Source organism: Pseudomonas sp. JUb52 (assembly GCF_004341115.1).
In the GTDB taxonomy this organism is placed as follows: domain Bacteria; phylum Pseudomonadota; class Gammaproteobacteria; order Pseudomonadales; family Pseudomonadaceae; genus Chryseomonas; species Chryseomonas oryzihabitans.
In genome coordinates this window covers 70235-93229 of sequence record NZ_SLYS01000004.1, presented here as the reverse complement: position 1 = coordinate 93229, position 22995 = coordinate 70235, and the positions used below count along the sequence as shown (strand labels likewise).

Annotated in this window: 20 protein-coding genes; 7 read left to right on the top strand and 13 right to left on the bottom strand. The window is 68.4% G+C overall.

Going from position 1 to position 22995, the window contains the following annotated elements:
• Positions 1 to 24: 24 nt before the first annotated feature.
• The 4 genes from EC839_RS08305 to EC839_RS08290 form a co-directional block, all read right to left on the bottom strand.
• Positions 25 to 861 (bottom strand): zinc-dependent peptidase, encoded by an 837-nt coding sequence (locus tag EC839_RS08305; protein ID WP_007161197.1) that lies wholly within the window; start codon positions 859 to 861, stop codon positions 25 to 27.
• 4 nt (positions 862 to 865) lie between these two features.
• Positions 866 to 1513 carry a DedA family protein gene (locus EC839_RS08300; RefSeq protein ID WP_007161196.1) on the bottom strand — a complete coding sequence of 216 codons (648 nt, stop codon included), beginning with the start codon at positions 1511 to 1513 and terminating at the stop codon, positions 866 to 868.
• 175 nt (positions 1514 to 1688) lie between these two features.
• A complete protein-coding gene (gene adhP / locus EC839_RS08295; protein WP_007161195.1) occupies positions 1689 to 2720 on the bottom strand; it encodes an alcohol dehydrogenase AdhP in 1032 nt (343 codons plus the stop codon).
• Positions 2721 to 2970: 250 nt separating this feature from the next.
• Positions 2971 to 4491 carry an aldehyde dehydrogenase family protein gene (locus tag EC839_RS08290; RefSeq protein ID WP_007161194.1) on the bottom strand — a complete coding sequence of 507 codons (1521 nt, stop codon included), beginning with the start codon at positions 4489 to 4491 and terminating at the stop codon, positions 2971 to 2973.
• A gap of 249 nt (positions 4492 to 4740) precedes the next feature.
• On the opposite strand from EC839_RS08290, the gene EC839_RS08285 reads away from it, so the two are divergent.
• Positions 4741 to 6633, top strand: a complete 1893-nt coding sequence (locus EC839_RS08285; protein ID WP_007161193.1) for a sigma-54-dependent Fis family transcriptional regulator — start codon at positions 4741 to 4743, stop codon at positions 6631 to 6633.
• Here EC839_RS08285 and EC839_RS08280 read toward each other — a convergent pair.
• Together EC839_RS08280 and EC839_RS08275 are read right to left on the bottom strand one after the other, a co-directional pair.
• Positions 6630 to 7790: a C4-dicarboxylate ABC transporter gene (locus tag EC839_RS08280; protein WP_007161192.1), complete on the bottom strand. Its 1161-nt coding sequence runs from the start codon at positions 7788 to 7790 to the stop codon at positions 6630 to 6632. The genes EC839_RS08285 and EC839_RS08280 overlap by 4 nt on opposite strands.
• Positions 7791 to 7920: 130 nt before the next feature.
• Complete coding sequence (locus tag EC839_RS08275) at positions 7921 to 8295, bottom strand: hypothetical protein (protein ID WP_007161191.1); 375 nt, start codon at positions 8293 to 8295, stop codon at positions 7921 to 7923.
• Positions 8296 to 8502: 207 nt separating this feature from the next.
• Here EC839_RS08275 and mpl point away from each other — a divergent pair, with 207 nt between their 5' ends.
• From mpl to EC839_RS08260, 3 genes are read left to right on the top strand one after another with little or no spacing between them, the layout of a single operon-like run.
• Positions 8503 to 9858: a UDP-N-acetylmuramate:L-alanyl-gamma-D-glutamyl-meso-diaminopimelate ligase gene (gene mpl, locus EC839_RS08270; protein ID WP_007161190.1), complete on the top strand. Its 1356-nt coding sequence runs from the start codon at positions 8503 to 8505 to the stop codon at positions 9856 to 9858.
• Positions 9858 to 10490 (top strand): flavin prenyltransferase UbiX, encoded by a 633-nt coding sequence (gene ubiX, locus EC839_RS08265; RefSeq protein WP_007161189.1) that lies wholly within the window; start codon positions 9858 to 9860, stop codon positions 10488 to 10490. Before mpl ends, ubiX begins: the two co-directional genes overlap by 1 nt.
• The gene (locus tag EC839_RS08260; RefSeq protein WP_007161188.1) at positions 10483 to 10782 is read left to right on the top strand and encodes a YceK/YidQ family lipoprotein; all 300 of its coding nucleotides are present in this window, start codon (positions 10483 to 10485) and stop codon (positions 10780 to 10782) included. Before ubiX ends, EC839_RS08260 begins: the two co-directional genes overlap by 8 nt.
• Here EC839_RS08260 and EC839_RS08255 read toward each other — a convergent pair.
• Positions 10779 to 12182: a PLP-dependent aminotransferase family protein gene (locus EC839_RS08255; RefSeq protein WP_007161187.1), complete on the bottom strand. Its 1404-nt coding sequence runs from the start codon at positions 12180 to 12182 to the stop codon at positions 10779 to 10781. The genes EC839_RS08260 and EC839_RS08255 overlap by 4 nt on opposite strands.
• A 145-nt stretch (positions 12183 to 12327) precedes the next feature.
• On the opposite strand from EC839_RS08255, the gene EC839_RS24490 reads away from it, so the two are divergent.
• Entirely contained in the window at positions 12328 to 12456 is a 129-nt protein-coding gene (locus EC839_RS24490; RefSeq protein ID WP_007161186.1) for a hypothetical protein, read from the top strand.
• On the opposite strand, the gene EC839_RS08250 is transcribed toward EC839_RS24490, so the two are convergent.
• Positions 12444 to 12920: a YbaK/EbsC family protein gene (locus tag EC839_RS08250; RefSeq protein ID WP_007161185.1), complete on the bottom strand. Its 477-nt coding sequence runs from the start codon at positions 12918 to 12920 to the stop codon at positions 12444 to 12446. The two genes, EC839_RS24490 and EC839_RS08250, sit on opposite strands and share 13 nt — an antisense overlap.
• Before the next feature lie 63 nt (positions 12921 to 12983).
• Positions 12984 to 14360: an L-serine ammonia-lyase gene (locus EC839_RS08245; protein ID WP_007161184.1), complete on the bottom strand. Its 1377-nt coding sequence runs from the start codon at positions 14358 to 14360 to the stop codon at positions 12984 to 12986.
• Positions 14361 to 14486: 126 nt separating this feature from the next.
• Between EC839_RS08245 and EC839_RS08240 the strand changes: the two genes are divergently transcribed.
• Positions 14487 to 15422, top strand: a complete 936-nt coding sequence (locus tag EC839_RS08240; protein WP_007161183.1) for a LysR substrate-binding domain-containing protein — start codon at positions 14487 to 14489, stop codon at positions 15420 to 15422.
• 316 nt (positions 15423 to 15738) lie between these two features.
• On the opposite strand, the gene EC839_RS08235 is transcribed toward EC839_RS08240, so the two are convergent.
• From EC839_RS08235 to EC839_RS08225, 3 genes are all read right to left on the bottom strand, one after another.
• Positions 15739 to 16380 carry an oxidoreductase gene (locus tag EC839_RS08235; protein ID WP_007161182.1) on the bottom strand — a complete coding sequence of 214 codons (642 nt, stop codon included), beginning with the start codon at positions 16378 to 16380 and terminating at the stop codon, positions 15739 to 15741.
• A gap of 88 nt (positions 16381 to 16468) precedes the next feature.
• Positions 16469 to 18007, bottom strand: coding sequence for a C13 family peptidase (locus EC839_RS08230; protein WP_132832504.1), 1539 nt, complete (start codon positions 18005 to 18007; stop codon positions 16469 to 16471).
• Positions 18008 to 18028: 21 nt separating this feature from the next.
• Positions 18029 to 19531 (bottom strand): AhpA/YtjB family protein, encoded by a 1503-nt coding sequence (locus tag EC839_RS08225; RefSeq protein ID WP_007161180.1) that lies wholly within the window; start codon positions 19529 to 19531, stop codon positions 18029 to 18031.
• 189 nt (positions 19532 to 19720) lie between these two features.
• On the opposite strand from EC839_RS08225, the gene serB reads away from it, so the two are divergent.
• A complete protein-coding gene (gene serB, locus EC839_RS08220; protein WP_007161179.1) occupies positions 19721 to 20875 on the top strand; it encodes a phosphoserine phosphatase SerB in 1155 nt (384 codons plus the stop codon).
• A 27-nt stretch (positions 20876 to 20902) separates the two neighbouring features.
• Here serB and EC839_RS08215 read toward each other — a convergent pair whose 3' ends face one another.
• The gene (locus EC839_RS08215; RefSeq protein ID WP_007161178.1) at positions 20903 to 22981 is read right to left on the bottom strand and encodes a GGDEF and EAL domain-containing protein; all 2079 of its coding nucleotides are present in this window, start codon (positions 22979 to 22981) and stop codon (positions 20903 to 20905) included.
• Positions 22982 to 22995: the final 14 nt, after the last annotated feature.

Below are 22995 nucleotides of genomic sequence, written 5' to 3'. Positions count from 1 at the left end.
AAGTGGCCGGGAGTATAGGCGCTTTCAGATCGGGGTTCGAGCCTCGGCCCCCGGGTGTGTCGGCTGTTGCACGCTCGCCAGGCTGACGGCGAGACGCTGGCGCGGATCCTGGCGGAACAGCTGCTGCAGCTGCCAGTAGACCTGCGGATAGTGTTCGCTGAGCAGGTCGGGCGCGCTGAAGAAGTACTCGCAGGCGACGGCGAAGAATTCCTCGGGGCTTTCCGCCGCATAGGGGGCGAGCGCGGTCTCGGCGTCCGGATCGGCGTCGAGCTGGCGATTGAGTTCGTCATAGGCGTGTTGTAGGGCGCTGGTCCAGGTGGCCTGGGACATGCCTGCATGCAGCGGCGGCTGGCCGTTGCACAGGCCACCGGCGAGCAGGTCGATTAGATGGGCGAATTCGTGGATGACCAGGTTGTAGGCCTCCCAGCCGCCACTGGCCTGGATGCCGGGCCAGGCCAGCACCACCTGGCCGCGATCCCAGGCTTCGCCGTCGCGTTCCTCGTCCCATTCGTGCTCCAGACCGCCCTCGTCGCGATGGCGCTGGGGGCTGACGAAGGCGTCCGGGTAGACGACGATCTCGCGCACGTTGGGATAGAGCGCCGCTTCCGGCAGGTGCAGCAGCGGCAGCAGGGCCTGGGCGGCCAACAAGAGGCGATCGCCGTCGTCCAGTTCTAGCCCCTGGAGCAGGGTAAGGCGCTTCTCGGCGAGAAACAGCACGCAGTGCTCGCGCAGCCAGGCGTCTTCCTCGACGGTCAGGCCATCGAGGATCGGCAGGCGCTGGCGCAGGCGCGCCCAGAGGTCATCGGCGATGGCGACCCGCTCCAGCAGGCGCCGCTCGCGCCAGGCGCGCCAGAAACCCAAGGACTCAGACTCCGCTCTGCACCGCGGCGCGCCGGCTCTTGATCAGACCGAGGATCATCGGCAGCAGGGAGATGCCGATGATGGCCAGCACCATCAGGGTGAGATTCTGCTTGATGAAGGGCACGTTGCCGAAGAAGTAGCCGAGGCTCACCAGACCGCCGACCCAGAGCAGCGAGCCGAGCACGCTGTAGGCCAGGAAGTAGGGGTAGTGCATGCGGCCGACGCCGGCGACGAAGGGGGCGAAGGTGCGGATGATGGGCAGGAAGCGCGCCAGGGTGATGGTCTTGCCGCCGTGGTGCTCGTAGAAGGCCTGGGTGCGCAGCAGGTAGTCGCGGCGGAACACCTTGGAATGGGGGTTGCTGAACAGCTTGTCGCCGGCGAAGCGGCCGATCAGGTAGTTGGTGCTGTCGCCCGCCACCGCGGCGAACATCAGCAGGCCGGCCAGCAGATAGGGGTCCATGTCGCCGAGGGCGGAGAGCGCGCCGGCGATGAACAGCAGGGAGTCGCCGGGCAGGAAGGGCATGACCACCAGACCCGTCTCGCAGAAGATCACGGCGAAGAGAATGGCGTAGATCCAGGTGCCGTACTGGGCGACCAACCCGCTAAGATAGACGTCGAGGTGCAGGATCAGATCGATCGGGTTGAATTCCATGGGGCGTGCCTACCGTGGTTGCGAGGGTCCGGCGGCGATTATAAAGGCAGCCGGGACCGGGTTTTGTGGCCTGGTCGAGATCGGCGCCGGGAAGAAACGCCAGCCGCTCAGAGGTCAGGGTAGGGCAAAGGTTCAGTCCCGCGCCCGGATGGGCGCGGGAGTGGCGAGCCAGGTCTCAGCTCAGCGCCATGTCGATCACCACCCGACCCTCGATGCCGCCACCGTGCATGCGGGCGAAAATGTCATTGATGTTCTCCAGCGGTTCGGCGCTCACCGTGGCCTTGACCTTGCCTTCACCGGCGAAGTCCAGCGCCTCCTGCAGGTCCAGGCGGGTGCCGACGATGGAGCCACGCACCGTGGTGCCGTTGAGCACCATGTCGAAGATCGACAGCGGGAAGTCGCCCGGCGGCAGGCCGTTGAGGGCGATGGTGCCGCCCCGGCGGGTCATGCCGATGGCCTGTTCGAAGGCCTTGGGCGAGACCGCCGTGACCAGGGCGCCGTGGGCACCGCCGATCTCCTGCTTCAGGTAGGCCGCCGGATCCTGCTCGCGGGCGTTGACCGTGACCTCGGCGCCCAGCCGGCGGGCGAGATTGAGTTTCCGGTCATCCACGTCCACCGCCGCCACGTTGAGGCCCATGGCCCGGGCGTACTGCACCGCCATGTGGCCAAGCCCGCCGATGCCGGAGATCACCACCCAGTTGCCCGGCCGGGTATCGGTCATCTTCAGGCCCTTGTAGACGGTGACCCCCGCGCAGAGGATGGGCGCGATCTCGACGAAGCCGACATTGTCCGGCAGGCGCCCGACGTAGCCGGCATCGGCCAGGGTGTATTCGGCGAAGCCGCCGTTCACCGAGTAGCCGGTGTTCTGCTGGGATTCGCAGAGGGTCTCCCAGCCGCCCAGGCAGTGTTCGCAGTGGCCGCAGGTGGAATACAGCCAGGGCACCCCGACCCGGTCGCCTTCCTTGACGTGGGTGACCCCGGCACCCACCGCCACCACATGGCCGACGCCTTCGTGGCCGGGGATGAAGGGCGGATTGGGCTTGACCGGCCAATCGCCCTGGGCGGCGTGCAGATCGGTGTGGCAGACGCCGCTGGCGGCGATCTTGACCAGTACTTGGCCGGCACCCGGGGTGGGCACCTCGACTTCGCGGAATTCCAGGGGTTTGCCAAAGGCGGTGACGACAGCGGCTTTCATTGTTTTGGGCATGACGAGTCCCTCATGGAGGCATGATGCGTGGATGAAGCCAGACGGGGCCTGCGCCGGGACGCACCTGTCCACCACGGGCGGCCGCTGCGTCTAGCGTCGGCCACCCACGGGGAAGGGGTGTTGATCCTGGTCAGGCGGGAGGCGCGCCCCGACGTCCTGCTGAGGCGCGCGATCCAGGCGTCGTTGCGGAGCGGCGTTGGCCCCGGGGCACCGCCAGTGGCGGCCGCGCCCCGGGGGCTGCCGGTCGCTCCTAGAAGAAGCCCAGCGGATTGATGTCGTAGCTGACCAGCAGATTCTTGGTCTGCTGGTAGTGGTCGAGCATCATCTTGTGGGTTTCCCGGCCGACGCCGGATTTCTTGTAGCCACCGAAGGCGGCGTGAGCGGGATAGAGGTGGTAGCAGTTGGTCCAGACGCGACCAGCCTTGATGCCGCGGCCCATGCGGTAGGCGCGATTGATGTCGCGGGTCCAGACCCCGGCGCCGAGGCCGAACTCGGTGTCGTTGGCGATGGCCAGGGCCTCGGCTTCGTCCTTGAAGGTGGTTACGCCGATCACCGGGCCGAAGATCTCTTCCTGGAAGACGCGCATCTTGTTGTGACCCTTGAGCAGGGTCGGCTGGATGTAATAGCCGCTGGCCAGGTCACCCTGCAGCTTCTCGACGTTGCCGCCGGTGAGGAATTCGGCGCCTTCCTGACGGGCGATCTCCAGGTAGGAGACGATCTTCTCGAATTGCTGCTGGGAGGCCTGGGCGCCGACCATGGTGTCGGTGTCCAGCGGATCGCCGCGCTTGATCTGGGCGATCTTCTTCATCACCGCTTCCATGAAGGGCGCGTAGATGGATTCCTGCACCAAGGCGCGCGAGGGGCAGGTGCAGACCTCGCCCTGGTTGAAGAAGCCCAGGACCAGCCCTTCGGCGGCCTTTTCGATGAAGCTCGGCTCGGCCTGCATGATGTCTTCGAAGTAAATGTTGGGCGACTTGCCGCCCAGCTCCACGGTGCTCGGAATGATGTTCTTGGCCGCGCAGGAGAGGATGTGCGAACCCACCGGGGTCGAGCCGGTAAAGGCGATCTTGGCGATGCGGGTGCTGGTGGCCAGGGCCTCGCCGGCCTCCTTGCCATAGCCCTGTACCACGTTGAGTACGCCGGGCGGCAGCAGGTCACCGACCAGTTCGACGAACAGGGTGATGGACAGCGGGGTCTGCTCGGCGGGCTTGAGCACCACGCAGTTGCCGGCGGCCAGCGCCGGGGCCAACTTCCAGGCGGCCATCAGCAGCGGGAAGTTCCAGGGGATGATCTGGCCAACCACGCCCAATGGCTCGTGGAAATGGTAGCTGGCGGTCTTGTCGTTGATCTCGGCGGCGCTGCCTTCCTGGGCGCGGATGCAGCCGGCGAAGTAGCGGAAGTGGTCGGCGGCCAGGGGCACGTCGGCGTTGAGCGTCTCGCGCACCGCCTTGCCGTTGTCCCAGGTTTCGGCGACGGCCAGTTTTTCCAGATTCTGTTCGATGCGGTCGGCGATCTTGAGCAGGATCAGCGAGCGGTCCTGCACCGAGGTGCGGCCCCAGGCATCGGCGGCGGCATGGGCGGCGTCCAGGGCGCGCTCGATGTCGGCGGCGTCGGAGCGGGGGAATTCACCGATCACCGAGCCGTTCACCGGGGAGGTGTTGGTGAAGTACTGGCCTTTCACCGGGGCGACGAATTCGCCGCCGATGTAGTTGCCGTAGCGGGCCTGCAGGGTCAGCAGGGCGTCTTGGGTGCCGGGAGCTGCATAGCGCATGGTGGGTCTCCTGTTTGTTCTTGTAGGAAGAGCGGCGCTCCGATCCTGAGCAAGGCGCGGGCCAAGTCGGGCGAACCCGCATGGTTGCGGCCTTGCGGCCTGTCTCGGGGAAAGCCGCTCCCTGTCACTGTGACAGAGGTGTCACCCCTTGGCGTGACAGCCTGTCACCTGGGGGTGACAGAGTGCCCAGTCCACCCGATTTGGCCTATGCTGGGGGCCGCGCAGACGCCCCCGCGGAGGACAACAACAATGGCCGCCACCCCGTCCGATCGTCATGCCAGCCAGGTGCTCGAACTTGCTCGCGGCGCCGTCCTCGACGGCCCGGCCAGCGATCCGGCCATCGCCCGCTCCTGGCGGCGCTGTCTCGACGAGCACCAGCTCGACCCGGCCGCTCCGGTAGCGCCCTGGGTGCTGGAGCGCGCCCGCTTCGACGAACACCGCCAGCGTCAGCAGCGGGTCCTGCAGATCGCCCGTGGCCAGATGAATGCCCTGCACCAGCAACTCGGCGGCGCCGGCCATGCCGTGCTGCTCACCGATGCCCGCGGGCTGATCCTCGATTGCGTCACCGCCGAGGCCGAGCGCGAGACCTTCCAGCAGGCCGGGCTGTGGCTGGGCGCCGACTGGAGCGAGGCCTGCGAGGGCACCAACGGCATCGGCACCTGCGTGGTGGAGCGCCAGGCGCTGACCATCCATCGCGACGAACACTTTCGCAGTCGCCATACCCAGCTGACCTGCTCGGCCAGTCCGGTCTTCGATCCGGCCGGCGAGTTGCTGGCGGTGCTGGACGTCTCCACCGCCCGCCAGGAAGCCTCGCGCCAGGGCCAGTTCCATACCATGGCGCTGGTCAATCTCTCGGCCAAGCTGATTGAGAGTTGCTACTTCCTCGACCGCTACGCCGACGGCTACCTGCTGCGCTTCCATGCCCAGGCGGCCTATGTCGGTCTGCTCAGCGAAGGGCTGCTGGCCTTCGACGACGAGGGTTGCGTCCAGGCCGCCAACGAGACCGCCCTGATGCTGCTGGGCCTGGCGCGTAGCGCGGTGCTGGGGCAGCGGATGGAGAGCCTGTTCGAGTTGCGGCAGGACGACCTGCTGGAGCGCGCCCGTCCGCAACCCAGCGCCTGCTGGGCGCTGCGCGGCCGCCAGGGCCAGGGCTTCCACGGCCTGGTGCGCGGTCCCCAGGTACGGCCGGTCACCCCGGTAGCGGTGCCCAAGGCGCCCCTGCCCAGCGGCATCTGCCTGGCCGATCCGGCCCTGGCGCGGGATTTCACCCGGGCGCTCAAGGTCCTGGAGCGCGACGTGCCGGTGCTGCTGCACGGCGAGACCGGCACCGGCAAGGAAGCCTTCGCCAGCGCCCTGCACCGCGCCAGCAGTCGCGCCGGCCAGGCCTTCGTCGCCCTCAATTGCGCGGCCATCCCGGAGACGCTGATCGAAAGCGAGCTGTTCGGCTATCGCGGCGGCAGTTTCACCGGGGCGCGCAAGGAAGGCATGGCCGGCAAGTTGCAGCAGGCGGATGGCGGCATCCTCTTTCTCGACGAGATCGGCGACATGCCGCTGGCGCTGCAGACCCGCTTGCTCAGGGTGCTGGAAGAGCGCCAGGTGGTCCCCCTCGGCGGCGGGGCACCGCGGGCTTTGGACCTGCGCCTGGTCAGCGCCAGTCACCGCGATCTCGAGGCCCTGGTGGCCGCCGGCAGCTTTCGCGAAGACCTCTACTACCGCCTGCGCGGTCTGGTGGTGACCCTGCCGGCGCTGCGCGAACGCAGTGACCGCGGCGAGCTGCTCGATCAGCTGCTGGCCGAAGAGGCGCGTGGCGAGTCGATCCGCCTCGATCCGGCCGCGCGCGCCTGCCTGCTGGCCCAGCCCTGGCCCGGCAACGTCCGCCAGTTGCGCACCGTGCTGCGCACCCTGGTGGCCCTCAGCGAAGACGGCCATATCGGCCTGGACGAGCTACCCGCCGACTGCCGTGGCGCCCGGCTGCCCCTGCCGTCCAGCGTGGCGCCGGTGGACAGCGCCCGGGAGGAGCTGCGCGCGGTGCTGGACGACTGCCACTGGCAGATGACCCGCGCCGCCAAGCGCCTGGGGGTGAGTCGCAACACCCTCTATCGCTGGCTGCATCAGCACGGCCTGCAGCGCCCGCAGGATTAGCGCACCTTCTTGCACAGGTGGGCGATGCAGGGCGAGACGAACAAGCTGCCCCGGTAGGCGCCTGCCAGGGTGCGGCTGGCGACCAGGATCCACAGCAAGGCCAGCAGTACCACCAGCGCGGCGCCCAGACCGGTGAAGAAGGGCGCCGCCAGGGCCTCGCCCAGGCGCAGGGTGGTAAGGGCATAGACGCCCAGGGGAAAGGTGAAGCCCCACCAGCCCAGGTTGAAGGGCATGCCCTCCCGGGCCTGGCGCTGGGTCACCAGCACCGCCAGCGCCAGCCACCAGAGCCCCAGGCCCCAGAGCAGCAGCGCGCCCAGCAGGCCCAGGCCCCGGGCGATCTCGCCAATGCCGGCCAGGCCATGGGCGGCGAACACCGCGGGCGCCGCGCTGCCCAGTACCAGGAGACCCAGGGCACCGGTGGCGATCGGACCCAGCGCCAGCCAGCTCGACGCCGCCATACTGGCCGGCGGCAGCCTGTGCAGCGCCAGGCGCAGCAGCAGGATCACCAGCAGGCTGAGGGCGACCGGCACCGAATAGGCCCAGAGCACATAGCTGGCGACGAGTACGGTGAAGTGCTCGCCGGCCGCCAGGTGCGGCAGCAGCAGGCCGCCACTGGCCGCCGCCACCTCCGCGGCCACCACCGGCAACAGCCAGACCGCGGTCATCTGGTCGATGCGATGCGCCTGGCGGGTAAACATCAGATAGGGGATCAGCACCCCGCAAGCCAGTGCCATGGCCACATCCAGCCACCAGAGGCCGAGTGCCAGGGGCAGCACCGCCGCGCCCCAGCGCGGCAGGCCGAACAGCAGCAGGCCGTTGATCAGCGTGGCCAGGCCCATGGGGATGGTGCCGATAGACATCGAGACGGTGGCGTGGGCGAAGATCTCGCGGGCCTCGTCGAAGAACAGCAGCCAGCGGGCGGCATAGAGCCCGGTGAACAGGCCGAACAGCAGCACAGCGAGCAGCCAGAGGCCTTCGGCGAGGATGTGCAATCCAGGAAACTGCCAGGGGAAGGCGGCCAGAGCGAGGGCCAACACGCCAGTGCCCATGGTCACGGCGAACCAGTTGGGGGTGAACTGGCGGATGACCTCCAGGGGGCGGTCGAGCTGGCTGAAGGGTCTGAGGGCCTGCGCTGGGACAGCGGCGAAAAACGGCATGGCCGGGCTCCTGAAAGGGAAGGCCCTCAGGCTAAGTCTGCTCGCTTATCATTAAAAATGAATGATTATGAAATATTAAACCATTGGATAGATAAAGCGCTGCCCGCACGGGGCAGACAGCGCCCGGGCATCAGGGCTTGGCCACGTGCCAGACCTGATTGACGCCATCTCCAGTGGTATCGCCCGGCTTGTGGTCCTTGACCCAGATATACAGCGGCTTGCTCTGGTAGGCCCATTGCTGGCTGCCGTCGTCGCGAGTGACCAGGCTGTAGCCATCGGCAGCCTTGGCGCCCGCTTCGGCTGTCAGCGGTGGCCAGTTCTGGGCACAGGGACCGTTGCAAGCGGACTTGCCCGCGCTGTCCTTGGCGAAGGTGTAGAGCGTCATGCCCTTGCCGTCGACGAGCACCTTGCCCAGGGCGGTGTCGGCGACCTTGGTCGGCGCGGCGGCCAGGGCCAGGCTGGCGAAGGAGAGGGTTGCAGCGGTGATCAGCAGGTGTTTCAGCATGGTCGACCTCTTGTGCTTGTTATCAGGGCGAACGGAGCCACGGCTACTTGGGCATCTGCAAAGCCGGGGATGCCTTGCGCACTCTAGTCGAAATCCTGCCGTCCGGGGCCGGCGCAGCGCCGGGTATCCGCGACGGCCATCGCTCCGGCGGCGCGGCCCCCCGTGCTAACCTTGCCGCCGTTCAATCTGCAGCGGAGCCCGCCTGTCATGCATATCCACATCCTCGGTATCTGCGGCACCTTCATGGGGTCGCTCGCGGTGCTGGCCAAGGAAGCCGGCCATCGCGTGACCGGCTCCGACGCCAACGTCTATCCGCCCATGAGCACCCAGCTGGAAGCCCAGGGCATCGAGCTGACCCAGGGCTACGATCCAGCCCAACTCGATCCGGCACCGGACCTGGTGGTGATCGGCAACGCCCTGTCGCGCGGCAATCCGACGGTGGAATACGTGCTGGATAAGGGCCTGCCCTATGTCTCCGGTCCCCAGTGGCTGGCCGAGCACGTCCTGCAGGGCCGCTGGGTGCTGGCGGTCGCCGGCACCCATGGCAAGACCACCACCACCAGCATGCTGGCCTGGGTGCTGGAGCACGCCGGCATGAGTCCGGGCTTTCTCATCGGCGGGGTGCCACAGAATTTCGGCATCTCGGCGCGCCTGGGCGGCACGCCCTTCTTCGTGGTGGAAGCCGACGAATACGACAGCGCCTTCTTCGACAAGAGATCCAAGTTCGTCCACTACCGGCCGCGAACCACCATCCTCAACAATCTGGAATACGATCACGCGGACATCTTCCCGGATCTGGCGGCCATCGAGCGGCAGTTCCACCATCTGGTGCGGACCATCCCCAGCAGCGGCCTGATCATCCACCCCACCGCCGAAACGGCCCTGGTGCGGGTGCTGGAGATGGGCTGCTGGACCCCGGTGCAGACCACTGGCGCAGGTGGTCAGTGGCAGGCCCGCCTGCTGGCCGAGGACGGCTCGCGCTTCGAGGTGCTGTTCGACGGCGCGGTGCAGGGCACGGTGAACTGGGAATTGACCGGCCAGCACAACGTGGCCAATGCCCTGGCCACCCTGGCCGCGGCTCGTCACGTTGGCGTGGTACCGAGCCTGGGCGTCGCCGCCCTGAGCGCATTCCGCAGCGTGAAGCGGCGCATGGAAAAGGTCGCCGAGGTGCGCGGCGTGACCGTCTACGACGACTTCGCCCACCATCCCACCGCCATCGCCACCACCCTGCAGGGCCTGCGTGCCCGGGTCGGCAGCGAGCGGATCATCGCCGTCATCGAGCCGCGCTCCAATTCCATGAAGCTGGGCGCCCATCGTGACGGCCTGCCGGCCAGCGTCACCGGCGCCGACAGCGTCATCTGGTACGCCCCGCCGAATCTGGGCTGGGACCTGGCCGGCACCGCCGAGGCCTGCGCCGTACCGGCCGTGGTCTGCGATTCCCTGGAGGCGATCATCACCCGGGTCCAGGCCGAGCTGGACGGCCCCACCCACGTGGTGATCATGAGCAACGGCGGCTTCGGCGGCCTGCACGGCAAGCTGGCCGCCGCCCTGGAGCAGGCATGATGGCCGGCCCGGAACGCATCACCCTGGCGCTGACCGGCGCCTCCGGCTCCCAGTACGGCCTGCGCCTGCTGGACTGCCTGGTACAGGAGGAGCGCGAGGTGCACTTCCTCATCTCCAAGGCCGCGCAGCTGGTGATGGCCACCGAGACCGACGTGGTGCTGCCGCCCAAGCCCCAGGCCATGCAGGCCTTTCTCACCGAATACACCGGCGCGGCGCCGGGCCAGGTGCGGGTGTTCGGTCAGAGCGACTGGATGGCGCCGCCGGCGTCCGGTTCCAGCGCCCCGGCGGCCATGGTGGTCTGCCCCTGTTCCACCGGCACCCTCTCGGCCATCGCCACCGGGGCCAGCAACAACCTCATCGAGCGCGCCGCCGACGTGGCCCTCAAGGAGCGGCGACAACTGATCCTGGTGCCGCGCGAGTCGCCGTTTTCCAGCATCCACCTGGAAAACATGCTCAAGCTGTCCAACCTGGGCGTGACCATCCTGCCAGCCTCGCCGGGCTTCTACCACCAGCCGCAGACCCTCGACGACCTGGTGGACTTCGTGGTGGCGCGCATCCTCAACACCCTGGGCATCCCCCAGGACATGCTGCCGCGCTGGGGCGAACATCACCTGTCCGGCAACGATGACTAGGGCCGTCGCGCGCCTCGGCCTGCTGCTGACGACCGTGCTGGTCCTCGGCGGCTGCGCCACGGCGCGCACCCTGGACGCCGCCAAGCCCGGCGCGCCGGTGGTCTATGCCGGCACGCGGCTGGATCTCTATGCCCTGCAGGGCGGCTGCTGCGCTTGGGAGCGCTTCGGCGCCGAGGCGCCGGCCTGGCCGGTACTGGACCTGCCCGCCAGCGCCCTGCTCGACACCCTGCTGCTGCCGCTGTCCCTGCCGGCCGCCATCGGTGGGCGGGGCAATGTGCGCGGCGGCCTCTAGAACGCCTTCAGCAACTCGCCGAGCCTGGCCATGGCCGCCTCGCTGCGGGCGTCCCAGGGGTGGCCGCAATTGAGTCTGATGCAGTGGCGAAAGCCTTGCTGCGCGGAAAAGATCGGGCCTGGCGCCAGGCTGATGCCTTCGGCCAGGGCCTGGCGGTAGAGCGCCAGGCTGTCCACCCGGGTAGGTAATTCAAACCAGAGAAAGTAGCCACCCTGGGGCCGGCTGACGTGGGTGTCGGCGGGAAAGTAGCGCCGCGCCGCAGTCAGCATGGCCTGGCGCTGGCGATCGAGACTCAGTCGCAGACGACGCAGGTGGCGATCATAGCCGCCATGCTGCAGATAATCGGCCAGGGCGGCCTGGGCCGGCATCGAGGGGGTGATGGTGGTCATCAGCCGCAACCGCGCGACGGCGCCGGCCTGGCGACCGGCGGCGATCCAGCCGATGCGATAGCCGGGCGCCAGGCACTTGGAAAAGGAGCCGCAGTGCAGCACCAGGCCGTCGCGGTCGAGGCGCTTGACCGGGCGGTGCGGTTCGCTGCCGCTGTAGAGCTCGGCATAGACGTCGTCTTCCAGCAGCGGGACCTGATGGCGTTGCAGCAGGCCATAGAGGCGCTGCTGAGCGCGGTCGTCGAGACTGACCCCGGTGGGATTTTGCAGGCCGCTCATGAACCAGCAGGCCTTGATCGGCAGGCGACTCAGGGCTTCTTCCAGGGCGTCCAGGTTGAGCCCGCGCTCGGCGTCGACGGGAATCTCCACCGCCTTGAGCTGCAGCCGTTCCAGCACCTGCAGGCTGGCGTAGAAGGCCGGGCTTTCCACCGCCACCAGATCACCGGGACGGGTCAGGCTCTGCAGCCCCAGATTCAGCGCCTCCAGGGCGCCGTGGGTGATCACCAGTTCTTCGCCGACCTCCGGCATGCCGGCCAGGCCGTAGCGCCGGGCGATCTGCCGGCGCAACTCGGGATGACCGGGGGTGACGTAGGCGGTGAGGTCCTGGGCGGGCAGGTCGCGCAGGCCGTGGGCCATGCTGCGGGCCAGGCGCGCCAGGGGAAAGAGATCGGGGCTGGGAAAAGCCGAGCCGAAGGGCACGATGTCCGGATCCTGCAGCGACTGCAGCACCGAATAGACCAGGTCGCTCACCGCGACCTCGGTACCTTCCAGAGGCGCCAGCAGCGGCGCCGCGTCGCGCGCCCGGGCAGGTTCGCGGACGAAATAGCCGGACCGCTCGCGGGCCTCGATCAGCCCGCGACTCTCCAGCAGGTAATAGGCCTGGAACACCGTGGAGGGGCTGATGCCATGGGTCTGGCTGGCGCTGCGTACCGAGGGCAGCCGCTCGCCGGGGGCGAGGACACCGCGGGTCATCAGGGTGGCGAGCTGGTTGGCGAATCTTTCGTAGCGCTTCATGCAGGGCCAGGGCAGGGGAGACCGTCACTATAGCGAGCAGGGCCCCATCTGATCCGGTTTTTCATGTGTCTACCTGCTGCTGTAACGCGGGCGGCGGGAGGCCTAAGCTTTATCCATCCCTTTCTGGCATCCCTCGGAGGCAGCCATGGACGATGGTATCTTCATGATTCTCTTCAGCCTGCTCGCGCTCATCCTGCTCGGCGGCGGCTACTACGCCTGCGTGGTGCTGAATAAGGATCGGCGCGACGTGGAAAAGAACGATCAGCTGCGCTGATCGCCCACCTCGCAGACATCCACCCAGCGCGCCTCGCTGAGGGCGGCCAGCCGCTCCGGGGTGAGGCGCACGCAGCTGTGGATGGCACCCGCGGCCGGTAGCACCTCGTCGAAGGCTTTCAGCGATTCGTCGCAATAGACCGGCAGCGGGGTGGCCAGCCCGAACGGGCAGACGCCGCCCACCGGATGCCCGGTAAGGCCTTCCACGGTGGCGGCATCGAGCAGCTTGGCCTTGCCACCGAAGGCGGCCTTGAGCTTGCGGTTGTCCAGGCGCGCATCGCCGCGAGCCACCAGCAGCAACTGCTGCTCCCCGACTTTCAGCCCCAAGGTCTTGGCGATCCGCCCCGGCTCCACGCCGTGGGCGGCCGCCGCCAGGGTGACGGTCGCGGTAATGGTGGTGGCCTCGAGGATCTCGAGATCGGGGGCGATGCGGGCGAGGTGCTGGCGGACGGAGTCGAGGCTCATGGGACTTCCCGTGCAGGTAAACCCCGACTTTCGGCAATCCGTACCGCCCGCGTCAAGGCTGACTCAGCACTCCACGAAGGTCACGGCCAGGCCGCCGCGCGAGGTTTCCTTGTACTTGCTGTGCATGTCCGCGCCGGTTTCCTTCATGGTGCGGATCACCTGGTCGAGGGAGATGAAGTGCTCGCCGTCGCCGCGCAGGGCCATCTGGGCGGCGTTGATCGCCTTGACCGCGGCGATGGCATTGCGCTCGATGCAGGGCACCTGCACCAGGCCGCCGACCGGATCGCAGGTCAGTCCCAGGTTGTGCTCCAGGCCGATCTCGGCGGCGTTTTCCAGCTGCGCCGGGCTGGCGCCCAGCACCTCGGCCAGACCGGCCGCGGCCATGGCGCAGGCCGAGCCGACCTCACCCTGGCAGCCCACCTCGGCACCGGAGATGGAGGCGTTCTTCTTGCACAGGATGCCGACCGCGGCGGCGGCGAGCATGAAGCGCACCACGTCGTCGTCGCAGGCGTCGGGATTGAATTTCATGTAGTACATCAGCACCGCCGGGATGATCCCGGCCGCGCCGTTGGTGGGCGCGGTGACCATGCGTCCGCCGGCGGCGTTCTCCTCGTTCACCGCCAGGGCGAAGAGGTTGACCCACTCCATGGCGGAGAGGGTGGAGCCGATGACGTTGGGCTTGCCGATGGCCTGCAGACTCTGGTGCAGGCGGGCGGCGCGGCGACGCACCTTGAGGCCGCCGGGCAGGATGCCCTCGTTGGCGAGACCGTTCTGCACGCATTCGCGCATCACGTTCCAAATGCGCAGCAGGCCGCTGCGGATCTCTTCCTCGGAGCGCCAGCTCTTTTCGTTGGCCAGCATCAGCTCGGCCACGCCCAGGCCATGACGGCGACACAGCTGCAGCAGCTCCGCGCCGCTGGAGAAGTCGTAGGGCAGTTCGGTGGTGTCGTTGTCCAGCACGCCGCTGGCGGCCTGGGCGGCGTCCACCACGAAGCCACCACCGATGGAATAGTAGGTTGCCTCGGCCACCTCGCCGGTGGCGCCAAAGGCGGTCAGGGTCATGGCATTGGGGTGATAGGGCAGGCTCTCGTCCAGGAGCAGCAGGTCTTCCTGCCAGTCGAAGTGGATCGCCTGGCGCCCGGCCAGCAGCAGCTGGCGCTCATTGCGCAGGGCTTCGATGCGCGGCTCCACAGCGGCGGGATCGACGCGATCCGGCCATTCGCCCATGAGGCCGATCAGGGTGGCGCGGTCGGTGCCATGGCCGACGCCGGTGGCCGACAGCGAACCGTAAAGGCGTACCTCGACCCGCTTGACCTGTTCCAGCAGACCTTCGTCGACCAGGCGCTGGGCGAACAGGGCGCCGGCCCGCATCGGGCCCACGGTATGGGAACTGGACGGACCCACGCCGATTTTGAACAGGTCGAAGACGCTGATGGCCATGACGATAATCCCTGATTGAGCTTGAATGGTCGCCAGACAAGGTGCCGGCGGATGGCTCATAGTGGTGATAAGCCCTCAGCTCGCACAAACGAAAGCTTCTAAGCGATCCTTTAGCGGAACTCATCGATGAGCCGGATCCTCAACGCTCAAACCCAGGCCTGGTTGCAGGTCTTCGCCTGCGCCGCCCGGCACCTGTCCTTCACGCGCTGCGCCGAAGAGCTGCACGTGACGCCGGGCGCCATCAGCCAGCAGATGCGCCAGCTGGAAGAGCGCCTGGGCTTCAAGCTGTTTCACCGGGTGGCCCGTGGCCTGGAGCTGACCGCCGAAGGCCAGCGCCTGGCAACCACCCTGAATCAGGCCTATGGGCTTATCGACGCCGAATTGCGCCGTCTCAACGCCGGCCAGTTCGGCGGCGTGGTGCGCCTCAGGTCGATCCCCTCGTTCCTGGGCAAGTGGCTGACGCCGCGACTGCCGCGGCTGCAGGCGCGCTTTCCCGACCTGCAACTGCGGCTGGTGGCCGAAGACAGCAGCTGGTCGCTGCGCGAGGGCGAATTCGACCTGGCCATCGACCTCAACGACGGCAGCTATCCGGGCCTGGCGTCGACGCCGCTGATGGAGGAAGAGATCTTTCCGGTCTGCGCGCCCGGCCTGCTGGCGGGGCGACCACCGCTGGAGCGGCCGGAGGACCTGGAATTCTATCCGCTGCTGCACGACATCACCGCCTGGCGCGGCAGCTACGAATACGCCGAGTGGGAGTTTTATCTGGCCAGCATCGGCGCGCCGGCGCTGGATGTGCGCCGGGGGCACACCTTCAACCGCAACCACCTGACCATCGAGGCGGCCATCGCCGGCATGGGGGTGGCCATCGCTCGCCGCGCCCTGATCACCGACGAGCTGGTCCGTGGCGTGCTGGTGGTGCCGCCCTTCGGCCGTTCGGTACCGGCGCACAAGAGGTACATGCTGCTCTATGCCCAGGGCGCCCTGGCCGATCCCCGCCTGCGCGCCCTGCACGACTGGCTGGTGCAGGAGGTCGACCAGATGGTGCTGGCCCAGCCGGCCTGAGGGGGCCTTGATAGCTCGGTAGTGTGGAAAACGGCGCAGCCTTTTCCGCTGGTGAGTTTGTCGTGGGATGCGCCCTCACCCCAGCCCTCTCCCAGAGGGAGAGGGGGCTTATCCGAGCGAGGAGGGTCTTGTGCAGGCTCCGTAGCGTGGTAAACGGCACAGCCTTTTCCGCGGGTAGCTTCGTTGTGAGGCGCGCCCTCACCCAATCCTCTCCCGGAGGGAGAGGGAGCTGTCCGAGCGGGGAGTGGCCGCATCGGCGGACCGCCATGACCGCCATGACCGCGAGGGCGGCAACCCCGCCTCTGGCTCTAAGCCTCTATCGCCCCAGCTTGCGCAATTCGTCCGATTCGACCACGCGCACGCCCTTGCCTTCTTCCAAGGCCAGGCGCCACAGCGCGCGGGCCAGCACGGCGGCTTCGATGCCGTGCCACTTGCCGGGCAGCCATTGCGACAAGGGGGCGGCCAGGCGCTCGCCCAGGCGTTCTTCCTGGCGCTGGCCGATCAGCAGCGACGGTCGCGCCAGGGTCAGTTGCGTCCAGCCCTGGGCGCGCAGGGCCTCTTCCAGCTCGCCCTTGACCTTGTTGTAGAAGATCGAGGACTGAGAGTCGGCGCCAATGGCGCTGACCACGATGTAGTGGCGGGCGCCCAGTTCCAGGGCGCGTTGGCCGACCGCCAGGGGCAGGCCATAGTCCACGGCGCGAAAGGCGGCTTCGGAGCCGGCCTGCTTCATGGTAGTGCCCAGGCAGCAGAAGGCCACGTCCAGTGGGCCTTCCAGGGTCGGCAGCAGGCTGTTGAGGTCACCTACCGGATTGTCCAGCCGGGCGTGTTCCGCCAGCGGACGGCGGGTCGGCGCCAGCACCCGGGGGACCGTCGGCTCGTTGAGGAGGCGGTCGAGCAGGTGTTCGCCGGTCAGGCCAGTGGCGCCGGCGATGAGGGCATGCTGAGGCGTCAGGTACACGGGGCTCTCCTTGTAGCGGCGACCGCTGATGTCAGGTTGGACCTCAGGCGTTCCGGTTGTTCGTCAAAGCCCCGGGCAAAGGCGGCTCTCAGCGACCCGCGCGCCAGGCGCGCCACTTCTGCAGCACGGCCGGCGGTGCCCAGAGCTGCGGCTCGGACGGGTCGAAGCCTTCGGTCTTCTCGCGCACCGAGACGGTGTCGCGGGCGCGCTGGAAGGCCTGCTCGGGATCGTCGGTGTGCTGGAAGGCCTCGGCGAACAGGGCGCGGCCGAAATAGGTGAAATCGGCTTCGTCGGTGCAGCCGAAGGAGGTGCGATCGGCCTTGGAGGCGGTCATCACCAGGGTATGGTCGTCCTGCAGTTGCGGGATGAAGCCGCCGCTGTAGCAGCTGGAGACGATGATCAGCTTGTCGCGACCGCGCAGCGGCGCGAGCAGGCGGCCGAGCTCCGCCGCCGGCAGGCTGGAGAGATCCAGGCCCGGCTGGGAGAGCACCAGCTGATGGTCGGCCGAGCCGTGGCTGGTCAGGTAGATGAGGATCAGGTCTTCCGGACCGGTGCGCTGGGCCAGGGCCTGCAGGCTCTGATAGAGATTCTCGCGGGTGGCCAGCGGATGATCGCTGCGGATGTCCTTGGCGTTGATCAGATGGACGACGTCGCGGGCGCCCCAGGTGGTGATCAGGAAGTTGGCCACATAGTTGGCCTCGCGCTGGAACACGCCCTGGCCGCCGTCACCGGCCAGCACCAGGCCATAGAGCTCGGTGGCCGGGGTGGAGGCGGGGATCTGCTGCAATTCCTGCTCGAGCACCTTGCCCTGATCGAGCAGGGCACGCTCCAGTGGATCGGCGATGTACTGGCCCTGGTCGTCGCGGATGCGCTTGCCGCCCTCCCAGAGACCCCGTTCCACCTGGCCGTCGGCGCGGGTCAGGACGCCCATGCCGGCATAGACGCCATCGGCGAAGTTGCCGCGATAGACGCTGCCGTCGCTGTTGGTGAGCACGCCCTGGCCGTCGAACTTCCAGTTGCGGAAGGCGCCGCGGTACTGGCTGCTGTCGCTGCCGACGAATTCACCGTTGCCGGTCAGCTCGCCGCCACTGAAGCGCCCGCGCCAGAGATCGCCACCAGCGCTGCGATAGACGCCGGCACCTTCGAACTGGTCGTCGACGAATTCGCCGTCGTAGCGATCGCCGCCCGGCTCCCGCCACTGGCCGACGCCGTTGAGGTGGCCGTCGTTGAAGGTGCCGATGGTCTGGGTGCCGTCGCTGTCGAGCTTGGAACCCTGGCCCTGCATGCGACCGTTGACGAAGCTGCCGTGGTATTCCCAGCCGCTGCTGCTGATCAGATTGCCCTGGCCATGGTAGAGACCGCGGCGAAAGGTACCCTGGTAGTAGGTGCCGTCGGCGAATTGCTGCTCGCCGGGGCCTTCGGCCAGGCCGTCCTTGAAGCGGCCCTTGAGCCAGTTGCCATTGGGCCACTCGATGCGCCCGCTGCCGTTGAGCAGGCCGCTGACGATGTCGCCGGTATAGACCCCGCCATCGGGCAGCCGCACACTGCTCGCACTGGGCGCCGCCTGGGCAGCGCAGGCCGCCAGCAACAGCGCGACGAGGGCGAGACGGGGCAGGAGGGCGCTCATAGGTGGGGTCGGGCGGGCGCTTTAACGCGCCTCGAGCCGGACCAGGTGACGCTCCAGCGTCGCGGAGTAGGGTTCCAGGAGACGCTCCACGCAACTGGCCCCGGCGGGGCTGGCGATGGTGCGGATACGGGCGCGTTTACGCAGCAGCTCGTCCTCGGCGATGCTCTGCTCGACCAGCAACAGGTTGCGACTGTGGCGACTCAGCGCCTGGGCATTGCGTACGGTGGTGTTTTCCAGCAATTGGGCAAGCTCCAGGCCGGCGAGGCGTTCGCCCTGCGTCAGACCCAGCTGCAGCTGCAGGGTTGCACCGCTGCCCACCACTTCCACCTGCAGCGCATGACCCAGGGCACGCATGATCTCGCCGCAGCAGAGGGCGCGGGTCAGGTAGTCGTCGTCGTCGCTGCGCTCGTGGAAGAGGATCAGGCTGCCCCCGTCCTTGAGGGTGTGGAGTTCGCCGTCATAGAGCTCGGTGGCCTGCTGCAGGCAGTCGCGATAGCGCTCCAGCAGCTGTTCGAGGCGGCTGCGCGGCAGCCGGCTGAGCTGGTCCTGGGCGCCGAGCTGGATGGCCAGCACCGCGGAGGTGACGATATCGGGTTCGGTGGGCACCACCGGAGCGGGCGTGGGCGGCGGCTCGGTGAAGGAGTCCGGTACCAGCTCGGCGAAGGCGTCGGCGTCCAGCTCGCTGTCGGCGTCCGCCACGGGCGCCTTGCGCGCGGCCGGTTTGGCGGCAGCCTTGCGCGCAGGCGGCTTGACGCTCAGGCCGCCCTGCTCGTCGGCGAAGGGATCGTCGTCTTCGTCGGCCACTTCCGCCTTGGGCGGCTTGGGCGGCTTGGGCGGTACCAGGCGGCTCTGCAGCTGACGAGCCAGGTCGCCCAGTTCGTCGAGGCGACCGGCGCCCGGGGCGGGGTCATCGGGATCGCGCAGCCAGACGCGCAGCTCCAGCAGCGGCGTTGACAGCTGGCGCCCGAGGCGCAGGCTGAGGATCAGCGTCAGGGCCAGCAGGATGAGGCCCAGCAGTCCCATGTTCTGCAGGCTGATCATCATCGGCTGCTGGAACTGGTCCATGTCCAGCGCCAGGCGCACCTGGCCGGCGGTGACGTCCTGAAAGCGGATCGGCGTGCTGTAGATGCCGTCGGTGGCGGTCAGCAGGCCTTGGCTCGGGCGCGTGCCGGATTCGGCCAGCACCCGGTTGTCCGGGCTGTAGACCGCGGCATGGGCCACCAGCGGATTGCGCGCCAGGTTGCTCAGCAGCACATTGAGGCTGAGGTTGTCATTGGCCACCAGCAATTCGGCGGCGGAGTTGGCGGTCTGGGTCACCAGGCTCTGGCCGACGGCGTCGGCCTGCTGCTGCATGGCATGGCGGAACTGCATGCTCATGATGCCGGCATAGATCACCAGGGCGGCCGCCACCAGCAGCAGGCTGTGGGAAACGATGCGCAAGGCCACCGGGACACGACGCTGGCGCAGGGCTCGGTAGATCAGCAGGAAGAAATTATCGGGCTTGACGGTCGCGGGGCGGGTCACAGAAATCGTTTCTTTGGACAAAAAATGTGCGGCCAGTATAACCAGCGCGCCAGGGGTGCGAAAACGGCGAATGCAGGGCTTCGCCCGCAAAAGAGGCCGGCGGTGGACTCCCGCCGCCAGCCGGTGCCCATGGCTCGGCACCGTCGGGGCGAAAGGGTAGACTGCGCGCTTTTCCGCGAGGGGATCGCCATGCAAGACGTTATCGGACTCCAGGCCGTGGGCATCCTGCCCGCCGACTGGTTGGCTGCTCTCACCGGCGCCCTGGCCGCGGCCGGTGCCCGGCTGGAATCGCTGCAGCAGCAGGGGCTGGACAACAGTGCCGCCGTGACCCTGCTGGTCAGTCCGGCCAGTGCCGGCGCCGCCTTGGGGCAGGCGCTGCAGGCCCTGGGCCTGCAGGTGGCGCCCCTGGCGCAGCCGGCGCCGGAGACCGGCGAAGCCCATGTCCTGACGCTGATGGGTCGCTCCCTGGCCGATTTGCCGCTGACCCGCCTGGCCGCGCTGTGCCGCGAGCAGGGCCTGAACATCCATGCCATCCGCGCCCTGAGCGAGCCGGGCGCGACCACGCGCGCCGCCCTGGAGCTGCGCGTCACCGGCGAGCCGCACGAGCCCCAGGCGCTGCGCGCGGGGCTGCTGGCGCTGGCCCAGGAAGGCCAGGCCGACATCGGCTGGCAACCTGACGATCTGCAGCGGCAGCATCGCCGCCTGGCGGTGTTCGACATGGACAGCACCCTGATCCAGGCCGAGGTCATCGATGAACTGGCCAAGGCCGCCGGCATCGGCGAGCGGGTGGCGGCCATCACCGAGCGCGCCATGCGTGGCGAGATCGACTTCCGCGCCAGCTTCACCGAGCGCATGGCGCTGCTGCAGGGCCTGTCCGAAGAGGTACTGGAAGACATCGGTGCCGGCCTGCGCCTGACCGAGGGCGCCGAGCGGCTGTTTGCCGAGTTGAAGCGGCTGGGCTACAAGACCGCCATCCTTTCCGGCGGCTTCACCTATTTCGCCCGTCAGGTGCAGGCACGTCTGGGCATCGACTACGTCTATGCCAACGAACTGGAGATCGTCGATGGCAAGCTGACCGGCCGCGCCGTCGAGCCCATCGTCGATGCCCAGCGCAAGGCCGATCTGCTGCAGGAACTGGCCAGCCGTGAAGGCCTGACGCTGGAGCAGACCATCGCCGTGGGCGACGGCGCCAACGACCTGCCGATGCTGGCCCTGGCCGGGCTGGGCGTGGCCTTTCGCGCCAAGCCGCTGGTGCGCCAGTCCGCGCGCCAGTCGGTGAGCGTGCTGGGCCTGGATGGCGTGCTCTATCTGCTCGGTGTGGATGACCGGCTTACCCGCGGCTGAGGTCGCGTTCGACGGCCACCCCGAGCCCTAGTGCTCGGGGTGGAATTCGTAGTCCATCGCCTGACTGGGCTCCTGCAGGTAGTAGCCCTGGATGAAGTGCACCCCGACCTGCCAGAGTTGGGCCAGCACGCTGGCGCTCTCGACGAAGGGCGCGATGGTCTGGACGTTCTGGGCGCTCAACTCGGCGACCATGGCCTTGAGCCGCTCCTGATGCTCCGGCTGTCCCAGATCCTTGATCAGCTTGCCCGACAGCTTGACGTAATCCGGTACCAGCAGTCGCAGCGCCGCCAGGGGCGGATCGCCGGCGGCAAAGCCGCTCAGGGTGACCGGATGACCCTGGCGGCGCAGGCGCTGCGCCATGGCCAGGGCCTGCTCCGGCTGGGCCAGCAGGTCTTCTTCGCTGAGCTGGAAGATCACCGCCTCGGCGTCCAGCTGTTGCCCCTGCAGGGTTTCCCGCAGCCAGGGCAGCAACTCCAGATCACCGAGGGTCGCGCCCGAGAGGTGCACGAAGATGCGGGTACCGTGGCCGCGGGCGCGGTGTTCGCCCAGCTGACGCACCGCCTGCTGGATCACCCAGCGATCGATCTGGCCGCTCAGGCCGCTGTCGCGCGCGGTGCGGGCGAATTCGGCCGGTGAGACCTCTTCGCCCTGGGGATTGACCAGCCGCAGCAGCGCCTCGTAGTACTCGTGGCTGCTGCCGCGCAGGCCGATCACCGGCTGGAACAGCAGGCGGAAGCCGTTCTGCTGCAGGGCCTGCTTGACCATGGCTACCAGATTGCCGCGATTGGCGGCGGCGGCCAGCTCTTCCTGGGGATCGTAGCGTTTGCAGGCGTTGCCGCCGCGCTGGGCGACCTGGCGCGCGGAGCGGTGCGCCCGGTCCACCAGATCACCGGCGCTCTTGGTGTGGTTGTCCAGGCTGACCACGCCGATGGAATAGCTGATGGCCAGGGTGCGCCCGGCCAGGGTCAGCGGCTGCCGCTCCTGACGACCGAGCAGGCGCTCGAAGGCGCTGTCCAGGCTGGCGTCGGCCGCCTGCGGCAGGAGGGCGGTAAAGGCGTCATCGGCGAAGCGCGAGAGGGTCACCAGGGTGCCGAAGTGCTCGCGCAGGCGCTCGGCCAGGGCCACCAGCAACTCGTCCATGGCGCCTATGCCCAGCTCCGCCAGCAGGGTCGGATAGCGATCGATGCTCAGGTAGGCGAAGCTGGCCGGCGCGCCGAGTCGGGCGCGTTCCAAGGCATCTTCGAGCAGCTCGAGCATGCGGCTGCGATTGAGCAGCCCGGTGAGGGTGTCCTGGAAGCGCACCTCGCGCAGCTGTTCCTCGAGGGCCTCGGCGGCCGGGGCCGCGCGTTCCTCGCGCAGGTGCAGCTGCACGCAGGGTTCGTCGAGGTAGATGGCCGGCGTCAGGCGCAGGCGCACGCCGAGGGTGCTGCCGTCCTGGCGGACGCACCGGCAGTCCAGTTCGAGGGGGCTGGGGTCGTCGCGCAACTGACGAAAGGCCTCGCGCAGCGCCGGCTGATCGGCGGCGGCGATGAGGTCCATCAGCGGGGTGATCTCTAGGTCCTCCGCGGACGGATAGCCCAGCAGCTCCACATAGGCCGAATTGACGTGGATATGCAGGCCGTCGTGGACATAGGCGACCGCTTCCACGGCGTTGGCCAGGAGCAGCTGGCAGCGCTGTTCGGCCTCGGCCAGGGCCTGCTCCAGGCGCCGGCGTTCGAGGCGCTCGGCCAGGTTGCCGAGTTCGCGCAGGCTGGCCAGCAGCAGGTGCTCGTCATTGTCGCTGGCGATGCCGTCGCGGGCGCCCAGGCGCAGGGCGTCGAGCACCGCTGCGGGATCGTCCGGCGGCACCCGCTGGATGACGGCGAGCTGGGGCACGCGGCGACGCAACTGGCGCAGCGCGCTCAGGCTGTCGAGTTCAGGCGAGGGCGGGGCGAGGATGGCGAGGTCCCAGGACTGGGACAGCAGTTCGTCGAGGCCCGCGGGGTCGGCCAGGCGCTGGGCCCGCGTCGCCCGTCCGGCGTTGCGGAACAGGCTGACCAGGCGTTCCGCCTCGTTCTGCGATGCTTCGAGCAGTAACAGGCGGATCGCACTGTGTTCGGCGGCCATGGTCTATTCGCGCC